Source organism: Mycobacterium sp., from assembly GCF_044223235.1.
GTDB lineage: Bacteria > Actinomycetota > Actinomycetes > Mycobacteriales > Mycobacteriaceae > Mycobacterium.
In genome coordinates this window covers 518813-537392 of sequence record NZ_JBGAME010000002.1, presented here as the reverse complement: position 1 = coordinate 537392, position 18580 = coordinate 518813, and the positions used below count along the sequence as shown (strand labels likewise).

16 protein-coding genes and 2 pseudogenes are annotated in these 18580 nt (G+C 66.2%); 10 read left to right on the top strand and 8 right to left on the bottom strand.

All coding sequences use genetic code 11. The annotated features are described in order from the left end of the window. Position 1: 1 nt before the first annotated feature. The 3 genes from rfbF to ADBZ6K_RS05605 are packed head-to-tail and all read right to left on the bottom strand — an operon-like array spanning position 2 to position 3011. Positions 2 to 802, bottom strand: coding sequence for a glucose-1-phosphate cytidylyltransferase (gene rfbF / locus ADBZ6K_RS05615; protein ID WP_526344835.1), 801 nt, complete (start codon positions 800 to 802; stop codon positions 2 to 4). Continuing rightward, positions 799 to 1983 (bottom strand): DegT/DnrJ/EryC1/StrS family aminotransferase, encoded by a 1185-nt coding sequence (locus ADBZ6K_RS05610; RefSeq protein ID WP_526344834.1) that lies wholly within the window; start codon positions 1981 to 1983, stop codon positions 799 to 801. Before ADBZ6K_RS05610 ends, rfbF begins: the two co-directional genes overlap by 4 nt. Further along, on the bottom strand, positions 1980 to 3011 hold the full coding sequence (locus ADBZ6K_RS05605; RefSeq protein WP_526344908.1) for an NAD-dependent epimerase/dehydratase family protein: 1032 nt from the start codon (positions 3009 to 3011) through the stop codon (positions 1980 to 1982). Before ADBZ6K_RS05605 ends, ADBZ6K_RS05610 begins: the two co-directional genes overlap by 4 nt. A gap of 753 nt (positions 3012 to 3764) precedes the next feature. On the opposite strand from ADBZ6K_RS05605, the gene rfbA reads away from it, so the two are divergent. Then, on the top strand, positions 3765 to 4634 hold the full coding sequence (gene rfbA / locus ADBZ6K_RS05600) for a glucose-1-phosphate thymidylyltransferase RfbA (protein WP_526344833.1): 870 nt from the start codon (positions 3765 to 3767) through the stop codon (positions 4632 to 4634). A gap of 10 nt (positions 4635 to 4644) precedes the next feature. Here rfbA and ADBZ6K_RS05595 read toward each other — a convergent pair. Then, positions 4645 to 4743, bottom strand: a pseudogene (locus ADBZ6K_RS05595) (hypothetical protein); the annotation flags it as partial. A 301-nt stretch (positions 4744 to 5044) separates the two neighbouring features. On the opposite strand from ADBZ6K_RS05595, the pseudogene ADBZ6K_RS05590 reads away from it, so the two are divergent. The 4 genes and pseudogenes from ADBZ6K_RS05590 to ADBZ6K_RS05575 form a co-directional block, all read left to right on the top strand. Further along, positions 5045 to 5554, top strand: a pseudogene (locus tag ADBZ6K_RS05590) (nitronate monooxygenase); the annotation flags it as partial. Between the two features lie 42 nt (positions 5555 to 5596). After that, positions 5597 to 6247, top strand: a complete 651-nt coding sequence (locus tag ADBZ6K_RS05585; protein WP_526344832.1) for a SatD family protein — start codon at positions 5597 to 5599, stop codon at positions 6245 to 6247. After that, positions 6244 to 6993: a hypothetical protein gene (locus ADBZ6K_RS05580; RefSeq protein WP_526344831.1), complete on the top strand. Its 750-nt coding sequence runs from the start codon at positions 6244 to 6246 to the stop codon at positions 6991 to 6993. The genes ADBZ6K_RS05585 and ADBZ6K_RS05580 overlap by 4 nt, the downstream gene beginning before the upstream one ends. Positions 6994 to 7140: 147 nt before the next feature. Beyond that, a complete protein-coding gene (locus ADBZ6K_RS05575; RefSeq protein ID WP_526344830.1) occupies positions 7141 to 8301 on the top strand; it encodes a pyridoxal phosphate-dependent aminotransferase in 1161 nt (386 codons plus the stop codon). Positions 8302 to 8328: 27 nt separating this feature from the next. Here ADBZ6K_RS05575 and ADBZ6K_RS05570 read toward each other — a convergent pair whose 3' ends face one another. From ADBZ6K_RS05570 to ADBZ6K_RS05560, 3 genes are read right to left on the bottom strand one after another with little or no spacing between them, the layout of a single operon-like run. After that, on the bottom strand, positions 8329 to 10275 hold the full coding sequence (locus ADBZ6K_RS05570; protein ID WP_526344829.1) for an acetoacetate--CoA ligase: 1947 nt from the start codon (positions 10273 to 10275) through the stop codon (positions 8329 to 8331). Then, on the bottom strand, positions 10272 to 11018 hold the full coding sequence (locus tag ADBZ6K_RS05565) for a 3-hydroxybutyrate dehydrogenase (RefSeq protein WP_526344828.1): 747 nt from the start codon (positions 11016 to 11018) through the stop codon (positions 10272 to 10274). Before ADBZ6K_RS05565 ends, ADBZ6K_RS05570 begins: the two co-directional genes overlap by 4 nt. Beyond that, entirely contained in the window at positions 11015 to 12403 is a 1389-nt protein-coding gene (locus ADBZ6K_RS05560; RefSeq protein WP_526344827.1) for an MFS transporter, read from the bottom strand. Before ADBZ6K_RS05560 ends, ADBZ6K_RS05565 begins: the two co-directional genes overlap by 4 nt. Positions 12404 to 12579: 176 nt before the next feature. Between ADBZ6K_RS05560 and ADBZ6K_RS05555 the strand changes: the two genes are divergently transcribed. After that, entirely contained in the window at positions 12580 to 13488 is a 909-nt protein-coding gene (locus tag ADBZ6K_RS05555; RefSeq protein WP_526344826.1) for a LysR family transcriptional regulator, read from the top strand. 63 nt (positions 13489 to 13551) lie between these two features. Then, positions 13552 to 14319, top strand: coding sequence for an alpha/beta hydrolase (locus ADBZ6K_RS05550; protein ID WP_526344825.1), 768 nt, complete (start codon positions 13552 to 13554; stop codon positions 14317 to 14319). Between the two features lie 84 nt (positions 14320 to 14403). On the opposite strand, the gene hsaB is transcribed toward ADBZ6K_RS05550, so the two are convergent. After that, positions 14404 to 14970: a 3-hydroxy-9,10-secoandrosta-1,3,5(10)-triene-9,17-dione monooxygenase reductase subunit gene (gene hsaB, locus ADBZ6K_RS05545; protein WP_526344824.1), complete on the bottom strand. Its 567-nt coding sequence runs from the start codon at positions 14968 to 14970 to the stop codon at positions 14404 to 14406. A 303-nt stretch (positions 14971 to 15273) separates the two neighbouring features. On the opposite strand from hsaB, the gene ADBZ6K_RS05540 reads away from it, so the two are divergent. The 3 genes from ADBZ6K_RS05540 to ADBZ6K_RS05530 all read left to right on the top strand — a co-directional run bounded on the left by ADBZ6K_RS05540 (position 15274) and on the right by ADBZ6K_RS05530 (position 18569). After that, complete coding sequence (locus ADBZ6K_RS05540) at positions 15274 to 16380, top strand: 2Fe-2S iron-sulfur cluster-binding protein (RefSeq protein ID WP_526344907.1); 1107 nt, start codon at positions 15274 to 15276, stop codon at positions 16378 to 16380. Positions 16381 to 16555: 175 nt separating this feature from the next. Next, positions 16556 to 17449 carry an ATP-binding protein gene (locus tag ADBZ6K_RS05535; RefSeq protein ID WP_526344823.1) on the top strand — a complete coding sequence of 298 codons (894 nt, stop codon included), beginning with the start codon at positions 16556 to 16558 and terminating at the stop codon, positions 17447 to 17449. Positions 17450 to 17453: 4 nt separating this feature from the next. Continuing rightward, positions 17454 to 18569 (top strand): vWA domain-containing protein, encoded by a 1116-nt coding sequence (locus tag ADBZ6K_RS05530; RefSeq protein WP_526344822.1) that lies wholly within the window; start codon positions 17454 to 17456, stop codon positions 18567 to 18569. Positions 18570 to 18580: the final 11 nt, after the last annotated feature.

Genomic DNA, 18580 nt, shown 5'->3' with positions numbered 1-18580 from the left:
TTCACACATCCGATCTCACGGTCGGGTCATCAGACCAAATTTTCCAAGGCGCTTTGCCGCTGTTCCACATCTCGTTCAGATTGATCTTGTCCCAGAGTGTGTCCATTCCGAGCCAGAACCCTGAATGGCGGTATGCGGACAATTCTCCGTCCGAGGACAGACGGTTCAGCGGGGTCTGTTCGAAAATCGTCTCGTCGTCGTCGATATAGTCGAGTATCGCCGGTGACGCGACGAAGAATCCCCCGTTGACCCAACCGCTGCTGCCGCGTGGTTTCTCCGCGAAATGCACCCTACTGCTGGTGTCATCGAAATCGAGAGTTCCATAGCGGCCGGGCGGTTGGACGGCCGTAATCGTCGCAATAGCGCCGGAGTTCCGGTGAGATTCGACGACTTTTCGCACATCCAAATCGGTTACCCCGTCGCCATAAGTGAATGAAAAGTCTTCATCCCCGATGTGGTCTTTTGCGCGCAGCAGGCGACCGCCGGTCATCGTCGCCGCACCGGTGTCGAGAAGCGTCACCGACCACGGTTCGATATTCGACTGCAGTGTCGTCATCGTGTCGGTTCGCAGATCGATCGTTACGTCCGAGGAATGCAAGAAGTAATTGGCGAAATACTCCTTGATCATGTATCCCTTGTAGCCCAGCAGAATGACGAAGTCGGTGATGCCGGCCGCGCCGTAGATTTTCATGATGTGCCAGAGGATCGGACGTCCGCCGATCTCGACCATCGGCTTGGGCCGCGACTGGGATTCTTCACTGATCCGGGTGCCGCGCCCTCCGGCAAGAATGACGGCCTTCATTTTTGATCCTCGCATGAGTTGAGTAGGTCTCGGAAATGAGTGCAGACTCGGTCGACATGTCTCTCTTCGAGCATCAGTGCCGAAGGCAAGTTAATCGAGCGCGCGCCAATGTCGTACGCGACCGGATTGTGGCTTGCACCACCACGTAATGTTGTGTGCGTTTCGAAAGCTGGCAATGAGCTGAGCGGAGGAAGGAACGGGCGGGTGTCGACCAAGTGCCGGTCGAACCACTCCATCATCTTCTTGGCTGACAAACCGTACGATTCGTCGACCACGACGGTGACCATCCAGTACGTATTTGTGGCGCCGGGCCGATCGAAATTGAGTCGGATGCCGGCGACATCGGAAAGTCTGGCGTTGTACCACTCGAAAAGCTGCTTCTTTTTGGCCAGCAGTTCGTCGATGCGAGACAGCTGTGCCCTACCAAATGCGGCCTGAAGGCTGCTCATTCGATACTTGTAGCCGATCTCATCCGTGGAGAAGTATCTGTGATTTGATGCGCTACGTCCGTGGTTACGCAACGTTGATACACGATCGAATAGGTCCCCGCGGTTGGTGACAACCATTCCGCCTTCACCGGTTGTGAGGGTCTTCGTCCCGTGAAAGCTGAAGACCGCGATATCGCCCAGCAGTCCAGCCGGTTGACCACGCCAGCTGGCGCCGATGGCCTGAGCTGCGTCTTCGACAATCGGAATGCCCGGGGCGACCTCGCGGATCGAGTCCATGTCGGGAACGCTGCCGTACAGGTCAACCGTCACGATTGCTTTGGTCCGTGGACTGATGCAGCTTTCGATCGAGTCTGCGCGGATGCACCATGTGTCGGGGTCGACATCAGCGAATACCGGTGTGGCGCCGGTGTAGATGATCGGTGCGGCGCTTGCGACCCATGTGGACTCCGGGACGATGACCTCGTCGCCGGGCCCGAGGGACAGAGCGAGCATGGCCAAATGAAGACCCGAGGTTCCGTGGGGTACGGCGGCCGCGTATTGCGCACCTAGGTAGCGGGCGAAATCCTCCTCGAACCGGTCTACTGACTGGCCCGCATTTCCGTACCAGTCGTTGACCGCCGCTTCGGCGACGTACCGAGCTTCGAGCGCGGTTACCCACGGACCGGCGACCGGAATTCGTTCTGCGGCAACCTCCACACCGTCCTGGACGGTCTCTACCGACGTGATACTCATCGGCGAACAACCTGTCGCAGTTCGCGATCGACATCGCCCCGCTCGATGAGCTCTTTGACGGTCCGGATACGGAAGTACTTGGGACCCTCGAACAGGGCCGGCGTCATTCGGCCGTCCGTGTAAGCGGCCCAGAGTTGTTCGATACCGCGCCTCACGGTCCACTGCGGCCGATAGCCAGGCAGTTCGCGCTCGATCTTGCTGAAATCGACTTGGTAGTCGCGGATATCGGGCGCAGCGCCGGCCGCGAAGCTGACGGTCGAGTTGGGCACGATCTCAGCCACCAAGTTGGCCACGTCCCGTATGCGGTAGTTCTCGCCGACACGGCCGACATTGAATGCCTGATTGTGGACGACCTCCCGGGGAGCAACGAGAACCTGAGCGAACGCGTGCGCGATGTCGAGAACGTGCACCAGAGGTCGCCACGGGGAACCGTCGCTCTGCATCATCACCTTGCCGCTCGTAACCGCGTGCCCGACAAGGTTATTGACGACGACATCCGCTCTCAGCCGGCGCGACAGGCCGTACGCTGTCGCGTTGCGCAGATACACCGGCGAGAAGGCATCGTCGGCGAGCAGTGATACTGCCTGCTCCACCTGGACCTTCGACTCGCCGTACGGAGTCACCGGATTGAAATCGGCCCGCTCGTCGAGCTCTTCACCTCCGCCCTTGCCGTACAGGCTGCACGACGACGAGAAGATGAACCGCCCGACTCCCGCCGCCTTTGCCGCTTCCGCAAGGCGTATGGACGCATCTCTGTTGATCTCGTAGGTAAGTAGCGGGTTCAGATCAGACAGGGGATCGTTTGACAACGCGGCGAGATGAATGACTGCGTCGAATCCGACGAGATCCTCTGGGGCGACATCGCGTACGTCGATCCCCAGGTTTGGCACCAGGTCGGGTGCAGCCCCGAAGTCGCAGTCGGCAAAGAGGTCGGTGTCGAGCCCGACGACATCGTGTCCCTGATCGCGCAGAAACGACGTCATCTCCACGCCGAGGTAGCCCAAGTGGCCGGTAAGTAGGATCCTCATGCGCGGTAAGACTTCCCGTCGCACGGGGCCATGATTGCGCCGATTCTGATACCCACTGACTGCGCGCCTCCTCTTATCAGACGATGGTTTCCAGCTATCTGGACGAATTCCGCATTCTGCGTTCGCTCAATAGATTCCGAGCCGCTACCGATTGACCTCGGCGGGACTGCCGACAACACACTTACGCTCGATACCTTCGCTGTCATCGTCTTCATCGCGCCGACGCCAGCCCTAAGGACGATTTGCTGTTGTGAGCAGTCCCGGACCACTCGCTCGCATGCCGAACCCCCTGTGGCCCATCGCCGCTCCCCCGCTCTTGGCACAGTGTAAACCTGACGCTGTAGTGCAAGTATGGTCATTATGCGGAAGTTTGCCATAATCTGCAAGTCATGTCGTGAAATCGGACGACTTATCTCAAACTGACGTGACTATCCTGGTAGAAGGAGGATACTAGCAGCAGCTTCGGTTGGATCCGAAGTGACAACAACGTTGCTCGTATATGTATTGGCGAACGTATCTAGGCGCAACGACGGTCGCCGGGCGTGGTCTCGCCAAGGGTTTCTGGCCGGCACCTGTAAGGTGGCTGGGACACTCTGGTCACTGCCGTCACACGGGCTGCGTGACCAGGTTCGCTGGCAGGCAACATCCGTGTGGAGTCGCTCGTCTGTTCGAATTAACCAGTGTATGCACCAGCAAATAAATTCTTTGGCGCTTCCTATGGCGCTATCAACGCAAGGTTGTCAGACTTATCGCATGCGCGGAATCATTCTCGCCGGCGGAACCGGCTCCCGGCTGCACCCAGTCACGATCGGTACCAGTAAGCAATTGCTGCCGGTCTACGACAAGCCGATGATCTACTACCCGCTCTCCACGTTGATGCTCGCAGGCATCCGCGACATCCTGGTGATAACGACACCGGCGGATGCAACTGCGTTCGGCAAGTTGCTAGGTGATGGATCCCAGTTCGGGATCTCCATCACCTACGCAGTGCAGGCCGTCCCGGACGGGCTCGCCAAGGCATTCATCCTCGGACGACGTCATATCGGGGGGGAAGCGGTGGCACTCGTACTCGGCGACAACATCTTCTACGGTCCTGGGTTGGGATCACGCCTAGAGCGGTTCAGCGAGATTGACGGCGGGACCATCTTTGCCTACCGGGTCTCCGATCCCAGCGCATACGGCGTTGTCGAGTTCGACCATCAACACCGTGCGATCTCTCTGGAGGAAAAGCCGAAGCGACCGAAGTCCGGCTACGCGGTACCGGGACTGTACTTCTACGACAACGATGTCATCGAGATCGCCGCCGGTCTGCAACCATCCGATCGCGGCGAGTACGAGATCACCGACGTGAATCGCACGTACCTCGAACAGGGAAGGCTGTCGGTCGAGGTGCTGCCGCGGGGGACTGCGTGGCTTGATACCGGGACATTCGATTCGTTGCTCGACGCGGGCACCTATGTGCGCACGCTCGAGGAGCGCCAAGGCCTGAAGATCGGTGTGCCGGAGGAGATTGCCTGGCGCCGCGGCTTCATCACCGATGACGAACTGCGCGAACGGGCTGAACTTCTCGTCAAGTCGGGATACGGGACCTACTTGCTCGATCTTCTCGACAGGGAGCTGTGAGCTGCCGGCATCAGCCCAGGATCAACCCCGATGTGGGCGCACCCGTACCGGCTGTCACCAGCACATGCTCGACGTCGGGAACCTGATTGACCGACGTTCCCCGCAGCTGGGCACCCACCAGCCCCAACTCGGGCAGCCCCGGCTCGGGCCAGTAGTAGCCGATCATCGAGTACCTCGGTGACGCACGCGGCAGGCACCGAAGCCGATCATCAAGCCGCGGTGTGCAGGTTCGGGCCGGTCGATCCATCGGGTACAGCAAGTGATCTCCGTCAGTCGCGCCGAGGGAGCAGCGCCGGTGGCCGGATGCCGTTCGCGCGGGTGTTCAAGTCGCTGGCCTGGCGCCGCAGGCACCGTGTCCTGGGCCCCACCGGTGACGAACAGAAGCTGATCCAGACCGTCATCTATCCGAAATCGAAGCGGGACAGCGAGATTCGGGTACGAGCCGGTCGGCGACGCCGTTATCCGACCTGGTCAAGCGGCGGTACCTGGTCGCGGACCTCATCGGTACCGTCGCGCCCACCCGGGGCGACAGTATGCCGCACCGGGTGTTGCGGACCGGGCTCGTCGACAAGCTCGAAAGCGGATCACGCCTAAGGGGTTTCGCCACGGCCATCGGCAATGCCCATACGTTCGAACGACCCTCGGGGATGGGCTGCAGATCGATGATCGGCGACGGCCTGGCGATGCGCCACGGCAGGGAGCTCGCGTGGTCGCAGGTTCTGATGGCGGCCGACGCCCCGATGCTGCTCAAAGCCGGACTGGTCGACGGCAACTCCGATGCTGGAGTGCTCCCCTCGGGTCAGGTCGCGGGAATTCTCCAGGATCTGCCGTCCTGCGACGAACTGATCGACGCCATCGTCAGGGACGCCGTCAAGCACCTCCTGGCCGCGGCCGGACTTGCGCCGATCGAAACTGACTAAGCCGATTGCTTAATTCGACTGATATGAAGCTATTGTCTTCATATGACGCGAATCAAGCCAGGTGCTTCACGGTGGTGCGCGGCGCTCATCGGGGATGTGGTCGGGTCGCGCAGGAGCCCCGACCGCGCGGGGCTGCACCGCCGCCTCACCGAGGCACTCCGGACGATCGGTGCGGACGCGATCGATCCACCGGCGTTGACCGTCGGCGACGAGTTCCAGGGCACCTACCCGACCGTCGGTGCGGCCATCGATGCGGCGTTCGCGCTGCGGCTGGCCGTGTCGCCGGTCATCGACATGCGGTTCGGAATCGGGTGGGGTGAGGCCACGATTCTCGATGCGGGCGCGGGGATTCAGGACGGGCCGGCGTGGTGGGCGGCGCGCGAGGCGATCGAGTGGACGGCCGCAGCCCAGCGTCAACCCGGCCTGGCCCTGGTCCGGACCGCCTTTCGGGCACAGGACAGCCACCGAGCCGACGCCGGGTCGATCAACGCCGCCCTGCTCTGTCGGGACCATCTGATTGGATCCCTCGATGACCGGTCGATGCGAATCCTGGGGGGCCTGATGGACGCCAAACCCAAGAAGGACCTCGCCGCCGAGGAGGCCATCAGCCCCTCGGCCGTCTCGCAGCGGGCGGGCCGGGACGGCTTGGACCTGGTCGTGCTGGCCTCCGAGTATCTGAGGAGCGTGCCGTGAGCGCCGTCGCGGTACTGCTGATCGCCGTCGGCATCGCCGACATCTGCCGGCGGGCCGTACCCCTGGTCTGGGTGTCGGTGGCCGCCGGACCTGTCACCGTCGTCGCGCTCGCCGGACTCGCGGCGCTGTGGCATCCCGGCGACATCGCACTGCTCCTCGTCGCCATCGCGGCGGTGGCGTGCTGGGAGCTGCTGTGCGAGCGCGCCGAGCGTAGCGGCGGCGGGCAGGTGCGCCCGCTGGTGACGCTCGGCGTCGCGGTGGCCGTCCTGATCCTGCTCTCGGGCTGGGGATCTCGGGTGGGCGGCGTGGTAGCGGGCTGGTTCAGCTGGGCCGACCTGCCCGGCCTCGAGCCGACACGAGCGCTGATGGTGTGCGGGGTCGTGCTCCTTCAGTTCGTCACCGGCAACCGACTGGTCCGGCTGCTGCTGTCCGCGATCGGTTCACTGCGGCCCGCTGGTCAGCCGCAGCCGTCTGACCATCTCAAGGGCGGCAGGCTGCTCGGTCCGATGGAACGGGTGATGATCGTGGGGCTCGGCCTGGCCGGTCAGCTGGCCGCCTCCACCGCGGTGATCGCCGCCAAAAGCATCATCAGGTTCCCCGAGATCAATGCCCAGCGTAAGAACGGGGCGACCGGCGATCCGGCCACCGGGATCGATGACGTCACCGAGTACTTCCTGATCGGCAGTTTCGCCAGCTGGCTGCTCGCGTTGACGGGGCTGGCCCTCGTCGGGGCGGTGCCACCGTGACATGTCGGGGCAGTGCCCGAGCGGATCGCGGCGAAGGCACGTTCGTGGCTGGTCAGCGCGAACAGCTGCATCCCCTCACTCCGCTTTTGGGTCCACCGCGCAACGATCTGCGCCGGCTGGAAGCCGAGGTGCTCTAACCTCGAACGGGTGATTGATCGAGTCGCGCTGAGAGCGGGCATCCCGCCGTTCCACGTGATGGACGTGTGGTTGGCGGCCGGCGAACGTCAGCGCACTCACGGTGACCTGGTCAACCTGTCGGCGGGGCAGCCAAGCGCGGGCGCGCCGGCACCCGTGCGGGAGGCGGCGGCGGACGCGCTGCGGCACAACCAGCTGAGCTACACCGTCGCGCTGGGCATCCCGGAGCTGCGCGCCGCGATCGCCGGTTGGTATGCAGGCCGCTACGGACTCGATGTCGAGTTGGATGACGTGGTAATCACCACCGGCTCGTCCGGCGGTTTCCTACTGACCTTCCTCGTCTGTTTCGACGTCGGCGACCGGGTGGCGATCGCCAGTCCGGGCTACCCCTGCTATCGCAACGTCCTGGCGGCGCTGGGCTGTGAGGTCGTGGAGATTCCGTGCGGCCCGCAGACCCGGTTCCAGCCGACCCTGGAGTTACTCGAGGCGCTGGACCCGCCGGTTCAGGGCGTGATCGTGGCCAGCCCGGCCAACCCGACCGGGACGGTCATCGCGCCGGCCGAGCTGTCTGCGATCGCGTCGTGGTGCGCCGCCTCGGGCATCCGGCTGATCAGCGACGAGGTCTACCATGGCCTGGTCTACGACGGGTCGCCCGCGGCCAGCTGCGCGTGGCAGACATCGCGAGATGCCGTGGTGGTCAACAGCTTCTCCAAGTATTTCGCCATGACCGGCTGGCGGCTGGGCTGGCTTCTGGTGCCCGCGGCACTGCGGCGCGCGGTGGACCGCCTGGCCGGAAACTTCACCATCTGCCCGCCCGCACTCGCGCAGATCGCGGCGGTCGCGGCATTCACCCCCACCGCGGTCGCCGAGGCCGACGGCCTCTTGCACCACTACGCAGGTAACCGGCGCCTGCTGCTCGACGGACTGCGCGCGATCGGGATCGACCGTCTCGCACCGACCGACGGGGCGTTCTACGTGTACGCCGACGTCTCCGACCTCACCGACGACTCGCTGTCGTTCTGCTCGAAACTGCTGGCCGACACCGGCGTGGCCATCGCGCCTGGCATCGACTTCGACACGAAGCACGGCGACTCCTTCGTCCGGCTGTCGTTCGCCGGCCCGACAGGTGACATCGAGGAGGCGGTGCGCCGCATCGGCGGGTGGCTCGCATAATCGAGCCACCCGTCCGCGCGGCGGCGGCTAGCGCCGCACCGTCGAGAACCAGTCCAACAGGTCGGGATTGTCAACCGCGCTGCGCGCCACCACTTTCGACGCGTCGCCGCCCTGGAGCAGCTTCTTGATCGGCACCTCCAGCTTCTTGCCGGTGCGCGTATGCGGGACCCCGGGCGCGACGATGATGTCATCGGGCACGTGGCGCGGCGAGACCTCGGTGCGGATCGCGCCCTTGATGCGCCCGGCCAGTTCGTCGGTGAGCTCGACGCCGTCGGCGAGCACCACGAACAGTGGCATCCAGTAGCCGCCATTGGGTTGCTCCGCGCCGATCACGAGCGATTCGACGACCTCCGGCAGTTGTTCGACCACCTGGTAGATGTCGGCGCTACCCATGCGGATGCCGTGACGGTTCAGCGTCGAATCCGACCGGCCGTGCACGACGATACTGCCGTGCCCGGTGATGGTGATCCAGTCGCCGTGGCGCCACACGCCCGGGAACATCTCGAAATACGCGCTGCGGTACCGGGATCCGTCGGGGTCATTCCAGAACCTGGTCGGCATCGACGGCATTGGTTTGGTGACGACGAGTTCGCCGACCTCACCGCGCACCGGATTCCCGGCTTCATCCCAGGCATCCAGTGCCACACCGAGATACGGCACGGACAGTTCGCCCGGCCACACCGGCACCGTGGGCGCGGCACCGATGAACGCCGACACCACGTCCGTGCCGCCGCTGATGGAGGCGACCTGGACCTGCGCGCCGACGTTCTCCGCCACCCACAGCGACAGTGCGGGCGGCAGGGACGAACCCGTGATGCCGACCGTGCGCAGCCTCGACAGATCGTGGTCCTTACCGGGGACCGCACCCGCCTTTTCGCAGGCGAGCAGGTAGCCCGGACTGGTACCCAGCACCGTCGCGCCCAGCTTCTCGGCGATCGCCCACAGCGAGTCGGCGTCCGGGAAGGTGGGACTGCCCTCGTAGCAGACGATGGTGGCACCCACGAGCAGCCCGGCGACCTGGAAATTCCACATCATCCAGCTCGGGCTCGTGTACCAGAAGAAGGTGTCGTCACATCCGATATCCGATTGCAGGGCAACGGCTTTGAGATGCTCGATGAGCACGCCACCGTGCCCGTGCACGATCCCCTTGGGCAGGCCCGTCGTGCCCGACGAGTACAGGATCCACAGCGGGTGGTCGAACGGCACCGGTGTGGCGGTGAGCAGATCGCCACCCTCGGGCGCGGCCTCACTCCAGTCCGTCCATCCGTCTCCCGGACCGTCGGCCAGCCCCAGCCGCGACACCACAACGCTGAGCTTCAGCGAAGGCAGTCCGGCGCGGACGGCGTCGATGTCGGCGCGCTTGTCGTGGGCCTTACCGGCGAACCGGTACCCGTCGGCGGCCACCAGCACGGCGGGTTCGAGCTGGCCGAGCCGGTCCAGGGCCGCCTTCGGGGTGTAGTCCTGGCCACAGGCGCTCCAGATGGCACCGACACTCGCGGTTGCCAGGAAGGCGATGATCGCCTCGGGGATGTTCGGCAGGTAACCCGCCACCCGGTCGCCGGGACCGACTCCGCTTTCCCGCAGTGTGTGCGCGAATGCCGCTGCGCGCCGGATCAATTCCTCCCACGACACGTCCTTGGTGTAGCCATCCTCCGAAACGGCGGTAATGGCGGGACGGTCACTGCGGACGTTTCGGATCACCTGGTCGACGTAGTTGAGTTCGACGCCGGGAAACCAGATGGTGCCAGGCATCTCGGTGTCGGCGAGTACTTCGGCCGGCCGGTCGCCGAGTTCGAAGTAGTCCCACACCGCTGCCCAGAATCCGGGAAGGTCGGCCACCGACCACCGCCACAGCGAGTGGTAATCGGAGAATGACGTGCCGGTCCGGCCGGTGGCGAAGCGTGCGAAATCGGTGATCCTGGCCGCCGCGATGCCACGCTCGGTCGGAACCCATTGCGCAACAGCATCACTCATCGCGCTGTCCATCCGCCGTCCATCAGGTAGGAGGTGCCGGTGACCATCCCGGCTTCCGGGGACGCCAGCCAGGCCACCAGAGACGCCACCTCTTCGGGTTCGACGAGGCGCTTGATCGCGCTCTCCTTGAGCATGATCTCGGTGACCACCTGATCCTCCGGGATACCGTGCGTGCGGGCCTGATCGGCGATCTGCTTGGTCACCAACGGCGTCCGGACATAACCCGGGTTCACGCAGTTGCTCGTCACACCGTGCGGGGCACCCTCCAGCGCCGTGACTTTCGACAGCCCCTCCAGCCCGTGCTTGGCGGTGACATACCCGGATTTGAATGCCGAGGCCCGCAAACCGTGCACGGACGAGATGTTGATGACCCTGCCGAAACCCTGTTCGTACATGTGGGGCAGGGCCGCCCGGATGAGCAGGAACGGCGCCTCCAGCATCAGGGTGATCAGCATCCGGAACTTCTCGGGCGGGAAGTCCTGAATCGGATGGATGCTCTGTACACCCGCGTTGTTGACCAGGATGTCGGCCGTCAGCTGGAGATCCTCCAGCGCCGCGGTGTCGAGAAGGTCGACGGGCCAGGCCTTTCCGTTGATCTCCTGGGCCAGTTCCTTGGCGCCGACGTCGTCGAGGTCGGCGACGGTGACCACCGCACCCCTGGCGGCCAGCTCCCGTGCGCAGGCCGCACCGATCCCGCTCGCTCCGCCGGTGACCAGTGCGGTCCGTCCCGTCAGGTCGCTCACTTGGCGCCCACCTTTGCCTGCGTACGGGCCAGATCCTCGGCGTCGGCCCGGTCCAATTCGGCCAGATCCAGCCCGGTGGTCTCGCGGGTGAACAGCACCGCGACGACGGTGACGGCAGCCGCGATGGCCAGGTAGATGGCGATCGGCACCGACGAGCCGTAGATGTCGAGCAGTTTGACCGCGATGATCGGCGCGAGCGAGCCCGCCACGATAGAGGTCACCTGATAGCCAAGGGAGACACCGGAATAGCGCATCCGCGTCGGGAACATCTCGGCCATGATCGCCGGCTGCGAGGCGTACATGAAGGCGTGGATGACCAGACCGATCACGATGGCGCCCATGATGATGAGATGGTTGCCGCTGTTCATCATCGGGAAGGCGAAGAAGCCCCAGGTGCCGGCGAGGATCGCCCCGACCAGGTACACGGGCTTGCGTCCGATCGTGTCGGACAGGCGGCCCATCTGCGGGATCACCAGGAAGTGCACCGCGTGCGCGGCCAGCAGCCACAACAGGATGTCGCCGGTGTCGGCCCCGACCTGCTGCTTGAGGTAGACGATCGAGAAGGTGACCACGAGGTAGTACATGATGTTCTCGGCGAACCGCAGCCCCATCGCGGTGAAAACGCCACGCGGATAACGCTTCAGCACCTCGAACACACCGAACGACGTGGCCTTGACCCGCTCGGCCTCCTGCTGGGCGGCGATGAAGATCGGCGCGTCGGTGACCTTGGTCCGGATGTAGTAGCCGATAAGTACCACGACGGCCGACAGCCAGAAAGCAACGCGCCAACCCCAGGACAGGAATGCCGCATCCGACAGCGTCGAGGTCAGACCCAGCAGCACGAGCGTCGCAAGCATGTTGCCCACCGGCACAGCCGCCTGCGGCCAACTGGACCAGAACGCACGGCTGCGATTGGGGCTGTGCTCGGCGACCAGCAGCACCGCTCCACCCCATTCGCCGCCGACGGCGAAGCCCTGCAGGAAGCGCAGCACGACGAGCAGTACCGGCGCCCAGAATCCGATCTGTCCATACGTGGGCAGGCAGCCCATCAGGAAGGTCGCGACGCCGACGAGCAGGAGGCTGAACTGCAGCAGCTGCTTGCGGCCGTACTTGTCGCCGAAGTGTCCGAACACCACGCCACCGAGCGGACGCGCCACGAAGCCGACCGCGTAGGTGCCGAGTGCGGCGATGGTTGCGGTGGCCTGGTCCGTGCCCTGCGGGAAGAAGATCTTGTTGAAGACCAGGGTCGCGGCCGTCGCGTACAGGAAGAACTCGTACCACTCGACGATGGTGCCCGCCATCGAGGCGGCAACCACTCGTTTCAGCCCGGTCGAGATCGACCCCGGCTGGCCCGGCGCAGCCGGGGCGGTGTTGGGCGTGCTCATCAATCACTCCTTCATGACGTGTCGTCGTTATGACTGCAGTTTTCGTGGCCAGGTTGAGACCGAGGCCACCGCGGCTTCCCGCTGTGATGCCCCCCACATGTGCTTGTGAGTATTCCTGCAGAATGGTTGGGCCTGCAATGACCAAGTCTGCAGGACATATCTGCAAAAATGCAGAGATGACAGATTTCCCGATCGGCCACCGGCCCAGCGCCGATGACCTGCTGATTCTGCTGGCCGTAGGCAGGTCGGGCCGGTACACCACCGCCGCCGAAGAGCTGGGTCTCAACCATACGACCATCTCCCGCCGCATCGCCGCACTCGAGCAGGCGATCGGCGGCCGCCTGCTGGCCCGGGTGGCCGGCGGATGGGAACTCACCGACCTCGGACGGCAGGCGCTGTCGGCGGCTGAGGCGGTCGAGTCCGCGGTTCGCTCCCTGACCAGCGGCATACGCACCCTTGAAGGGGTCGTCCGCATCTCGGCGACGGATGGGTTCAGCGCCTACATCGCCGCCCCCGCCGCCGCTCAGGTGCGGCGCGGCCACCCGGGCATCGCGGTGGAGATCGTCGCCGCCACGCGACGCGCCAGCCAGCAGCGCTCCGGGCTGGACATCGAGGTGGTCGTCGGTGAACCGCAGGTGCACCGGGCCGAGGCGATCCGCCTCGGTGACTACTGCCTCGGGCTGTACGGTGCCCGCACCTACCTGTCCGAATACGGCACCCCGTCCACGATCGAGGAGCTGCGGCGTCACCCGCTCGTCTACTTCATCGACTCCATGCTCCAGGTCGACGACCTCGACCTCGCAGCCAGTTTCGCCCCGGCCATGCGGGAATCGGTGACGTCGACCAACGTGTTCGTCCACGTCGAGGCCACCCGTGCCGCAGCGGGCATCGGGTTGCTGCCCTGCTTCATGGCCGACCGCCACGACGACCTGGTCAGGGTGCTGGCCGACAGCGTCATGGTCACGTTGACCTATTGGCTTGTAGCGCGGGTCGAGACGCTGCGCCGCCCCGAGGTGGCGGTGTTCGTCGAGGCGATCCGGTCCAGGATGAGCGAGCTGCACGACGTGCTGCTCGGGGTGCGGTAGCGAGGACGTTCGCCACGCGCGAAAGGCTTGCGGAGACGCCTACGTCTTGGTGCAGTCGTGGGCATGCCCCACATCGACCATCCGCATGGCCGCGCCTACTACCGCCACTGGTCCACACCCGAACCGCGGGCGGCGGTCATCTTCCTGCACGGGTTCGGCGAGCACACCGGCGTCTACCACCGCTACGGTTTCGCGCTGAACGCCGCAGGCATCGACCTGTGGGCCGTCGACCAGTTCGGGCACGGTCTCAGCCCCGGTGAGCGCGGCAACTTCGGGACGATCGAGGACAGCGCCGCCCTTGGCACATCGCTGGCAGAGCTGGCGGAACGCGCTATCCCGGGCCTGCCCCTGATCGCCCAGGGGCACTCTTTCGGCGCGGTCGTCACCCTGTTTCAACTGTTCGCACAGCCCGAGCGGTACCGCGCGGGCGTCATCTCAGGGGCCCCGCTGGTGCCGATTCCGGGATTGGTCGACCGCGACCGGACCTTCGAACTGGACCCGCTCTGGCTCTCCGAGGACCCGTTCTACCTGGATTCGCTGGACAACGACCCGCTGGCGTTCGTCGACGCAGACGGTCTGGCCCTCGCGCGCGAACTGGACCGGGCGTGGGACCGGCTCGGTGGACTGCTTCCGAAGCTGGCGGTGCCCACCCTCGCGGTGCACGGGACCGCCGATCCCATCGCCGACGTCGGAGCCGTTCGCGCCTACGCCGATCAGGTCGACGCGCTGCGGGTGACGGAGTTCCCCGGGGCGCACCACGACATCCTCAACGAGACCGTGCACCGCGAGGTCGCCCGGACCATCGTCGAGTTCGTCGAATCCCACCTCTGACCCCCGGCGAGCGTGCGGATTCGTACGGCCCGGGCGGCGTGTCGGTGTGCAGACACGCACGCTCGTGGCAGTGAAGGCGATCGGTCAGAGCCGGGTGTCGGGGGTGGTTGCGGTCAGGAAGGCCTCCAGGTCGTCGCGCCACTGGGCGGGTGAGTTCTTGTCCGGCTCGATGCCGGTGTATTCGCCTCGATAGAAAAGCAAGGGTCGCGGCTTCGTCCTCGGCACATCCGACAGCGACTGCACCGCGCCGAACACCACGAGGTGGTCGCCGGCGTCGTGCACCGAATGCACCGTGCAGTCGACGTGCGCGAGCGTGCCCTTGATCACCGGAGAGCCGAGTTTGGAAGGCGTCCAATCGATTTCGTCGAACTTGTCGGCCCCTTTTGACCCGAACCGGGCGGACACGTCCTTCTGATGCTCGTGCAGGATGTTGACGCAGAACTGGCCGGTGGCCTCGATCGCCCTCCAGGACCGCGACACCTTCCTCGGGCAGAACAACACCAGGGGGGGTTGCAGGGACAGCGCCGCAAACGATTGGCAGGCAAACCCGACCGGCTTGCCGTCATGCACCGTGGTGATCACCGTAATGCCGGTGCAGAACTGGCCCAGCACATTTCGGTACATGCGTGGATCGATGTCCGCAGTGGTCATCGTCCGATGCTATTCGCGTGGGGCACCCGGTGGTGCGGCATTCACCATCACGAGGCGCGCGAGCCCGCCGGTCGGCCAGCTCGGCCCGGGTCGGATCGTCACCTCACGCGTCTTCCTGCGCCCGCTGGGACGGTTCGCACGTCACGCTGTTCAATGGACGTCACCGATCGCTCCCGAGAGCACGGACAGCGGATGACCCAGATCGGCGCTTGCGCGAAGATCAAACCGCAGGACCAGAGCCTAGAACACGCTTATAACATGTTCTAGTTGCGGCCCGAAACGGACGAGAGGGAGGGTATCGACGTGTCGCAGGGCGTTCCGGACGAGCCGCTGGGCAGCCACGTGGTGGAACTGCAGATCGCCGAGGTCGTCAACGAAACCGCCGACGCGTGCTCGCTGGTCTTCAGCGTGCCCGAGGGCCGCGAGGACCCCGACGGCGAGGCCGTCGACGCCGACGGGCTGCGCTATTCGCCCGGGCAGTTCCTGACGCTGCGCATCCCCAGCGAGCGGACCGGCTCGGTGGCGCGCTGCTACTCGCTGTGCAGCTCACCGTCGACCGGCGAGGCGATGACCGTCACCGTCAAACGGACCGCGGGCGGGTACGCGTCGAACTGGCTGTGCGACCACGCCCACCCCGGCATGCGCATCCACGTGCTGGCACCGTCGGGCGTTTTCGTGCCCGACACGCTGGACACCGACTTCCTGCTGCTGGCGGCGGGCAGCGGCATCACGCCGATGATGGCGATCTGCAAGTCGGCACTCGCCGAGGGCACCGGCAGCGTGGCGCTCGTCTACGCCAATCGCGACGAGAAGTCGGTCATCTTCGCCGGCGCCCTGCGTGACCTGGCCGCCAAGTACCCCGACCGGCTGACGGTCGTGCACTGGCTGGAGACCGTGCAGGGGCTGCCCAGCGCCGCGGCCCTCGGTGCGCTGGCCGCACCCTACGCGGGCCGGGAGGCATTCATCTGCGGCCCCGGCCCCTTCATGTCAGCGGCGCGGGAGGGGCTCGCGGTGGCGGGCACCCCGGCCGAACGTATTCACATCGAAGTGTTCAAGTCGTTGGAGTCCGATCCGTTCGCAGCGGTCGTGCTGGCCGGGGACAGCGACGGAGAGGACGGGGCGGGCGGGAAGAACCCCGCCAACGTGATCGTGACGCTCGACGGCGTCACCCACGAACTGCGGTGGCCGCGTACCGCCAAGCTGCTCGACGTCCTCCTCGACAAGGGGCTCGACCCGCCGTTCTCCTGCCGCGAAGGCCATTGCGGGGCATGCGCGGTGGTGATGAAGAGCGGCGAGGTCGACATGGAGGTCAACGACGTGCTCGAGCAGTCCGACCTCGACGACGGCCTGGTTCTGGGCTGCCAGGCCCGGCCGAAATCGGATTCGGTCGAGGTCACCTACGACGAATAAGCGCGAAGCGAGACGGATGACGCGAGGCGAAGGGCGACTCGAGTGAAGCGACCGGCCGGATTCCTTGCGGTGAGCACCGCGACGTGGCTGGCGTCGAGGCCGACCGCCGGTCCGCGTGCGCGCAGACCACCTACCGCTGAGTTTGCCGCGGCGGCGGGCGCCTAGGCTCGCGGTGGTGAGCGATTCCACGCCGAGCGTCGAATCACCGGAAGCACTCGCCGCGGCGCTGGAGGGCACCGGCTACCTCGCCGAGAACGGTGTCGTCATGGCTGCGTTCCTGGCGGTGCGGATGCGCCGCCCGCTGTTCTGCGAGGGCGAACCCGGCACCGGCAAGACCTCGCTGGCGACCGCGCTGGCCGAGGCGTTCGGGCTGCCCCTGATCCGGCTGCAGTGCCACGAGGGCATCGACGCCGCCCAGGCGCTCTACGACTGGGATTTCCCGCGCCAGCTGCTGCACCTTCGCACCCTCGAGGCGGCAGGCGGCGGACATCTGGAGGCCGACGCCGCCGAGCGCTCGCTGTACACCGAACGGTTCCTGCTGGCGCGGCCGCTGCTGCGGGCGCTGACCGACGCGCCCTGCGTGCTGCTCGTTGACGAAATCGACCGTGCCGACGATGAATTCGAGGCCTTCCTGCTCCAGGTTCTCGACGAGAACGCGGTCGCGATCCCCGAGCTGGGCGAGATCAGGGCCGCGGCGCCGCCGCTGGTGGTACTCACCTCCAACCGCACCCGAGAAGTCCACGACGCCCTCAAACGCCGGTGCCTGTACGTCTGGCTCGACCATCCGGACCTGGCCAGGGAGGTCGCGATCCTGCGCAGGCGCATCCCGGGTGTCTCGGCGGCACTGGCCGATCAGGTCGCCACCGCCGTGGCCAACCTGCGCGCCATGGAACTGCTCAAGCCGCCGGGTGTGGCCGAATCGCTCGACTGGACGCGTGCACTGCTCGAACTGAGCCGCGACGTGCTCGACGCGCAGACCGCCGCGGCGACCCTCGGCGCCGTCCTCAAGTACCGCGAGGATCTCGATCGGGTCGCCCGGACGGGACTCGACCGCCTGTTCGCGGGGTGAGCCGATGACCACGGCGCCGGATGCCACGGACCCGCTCGCCGGCATCGCCGGGTTCACCCACGCGCTGTCCGCCGCCGGGCTGACAATCGGATCGGACGCCGTCGCGACCTACACCACGGCGCTGCGCCACATCGACATCGGCGAACCGCTGCAGGTGTACTGGACCGGCAGGGCGACGCTGTGCCGCACCCCCGATGACTCCGCGCGCTACGACCTCGTCTTCCAAAGCTGGTTCAGCGGAATGCCTTTGGTGTTCGTACCGCGGCGAAACCCGCGGTCGCGACGGGCGCGCGCCGCGGCGCTGGAACCGGCGGGCGGCGCCGAGACCGCCGGCGACGCACCTGCCCTGCGGGTGGCCGCCGACGATACCGACATCCTGCGCCACCGCGACATCGCCGAACTCAGCGCCGCCGAACGGGCACACCTCGCCGAGCTGATCAGCGCGCTGCGGCCCAGCCCGCCCATCCGGCCGGCCGCCCGGCTGCGGCCGTCCCGGCGCGGACCCATCGACCCGCGGCGCACGGTGCGCGCCATGCTCGCCGCAGGCGGCGAACCCGTCCGGCCGCGCCACCACCGCAAGGCCACCAAGGCTCGACGGGTGCTGCTCCTCGTCGACGTGTCCGGCTCGATGAGCCCCTACGCCGATGCGCTGCTGCGGTTCTCGCACGTCGTGGCCCGCGCGCACCCCGCCAGCACCGAGGTCTTCTCTCTGGGCACCAGGATGACCCGGCTGTCACGGGCGATGCGCATCCGCGACCCCGAGCTGGCGCTGGCCGCGGCGGGCCGCGCCGTACCCGACTGGGCGGGCGGCACCCGGCTCGGTGAGACGCTGCGGGCGTTTCTGGATCGCTGGGGCAGGCGCGGGCTGGCCCGCGGCGCGGTCGTGGTGATCTTCTCCGACGGCTGGGAGCGCGGCGACCCGTCGCTGCTCGCCGAGCAGATGGCCCAGCTGCGCCGGCTGGCACACGCGGTGTTCTGGGTCAACCCGCACGCGGGCGCCGACGGCTACCTTCCGGTGCAGTCGGGGATCGCGGCCGCGCTGCCGTACACCGATCGCCTACTGGCCGGGCACAGCCTCGCGACGCTGTCGGAGCTGCTCGCCGAGGTCCGCCGCGCGTGACCAGCCGCGCC

Bases quoted from the DNA above. Each gene is read 5' to 3' on its own strand.
- rfbF (WP_526344835.1), bottom strand. From the start codon at position 802: ATGAAGGCCGTCATTCTTGCCGGAGGGCGCGGCACCCGGATCAGTGAA.
- ADBZ6K_RS05610 (WP_526344834.1), bottom strand. From the start codon at position 1,983: ATGAGTATCACGTCGGTAGAGACCGTCCAGGACGGTGTGGAGGTTGCC.
- ADBZ6K_RS05605 (WP_526344908.1), bottom strand. From the start codon at position 3,011: ATGAGGATCCTACTTACCGGCCACTTGGGCTACCTCGGCGTGGAGATG.
- rfbA (WP_526344833.1), top strand. From the start codon at position 3,765: ATGCGCGGAATCATTCTCGCCGGCGGAACCGGCTCCCGGCTGCACCCA.
- ADBZ6K_RS05585 (WP_526344832.1), top strand. From the start codon at position 5,597: ATGACGCGAATCAAGCCAGGTGCTTCACGGTGGTGCGCGGCGCTCATC.
- ADBZ6K_RS05570 (WP_526344829.1), bottom strand. From the start codon at position 10,275: ATGAGTGATGCTGTTGCGCAATGGGTTCCGACCGAGCGTGGCATCGCG.
- ADBZ6K_RS05560 (WP_526344827.1), bottom strand. From the start codon at position 12,403: ATGAGCACGCCCAACACCGCCCCGGCTGCGCCGGGCCAGCCGGGGTCG.
- ADBZ6K_RS05555 (WP_526344826.1), top strand. From the start codon at position 12,580: ATGACAGATTTCCCGATCGGCCACCGGCCCAGCGCCGATGACCTGCTG.
- ADBZ6K_RS05550 (WP_526344825.1), top strand. From the start codon at position 13,552: ATGCCCCACATCGACCATCCGCATGGCCGCGCCTACTACCGCCACTGG.
- hsaB (WP_526344824.1), bottom strand. From the start codon at position 14,970: ATGACCACTGCGGACATCGATCCACGCATGTACCGAAATGTGCTGGGC.
- ADBZ6K_RS05530 (WP_526344822.1), top strand. From the start codon at position 17,454: ATGACCACGGCGCCGGATGCCACGGACCCGCTCGCCGGCATCGCCGGG.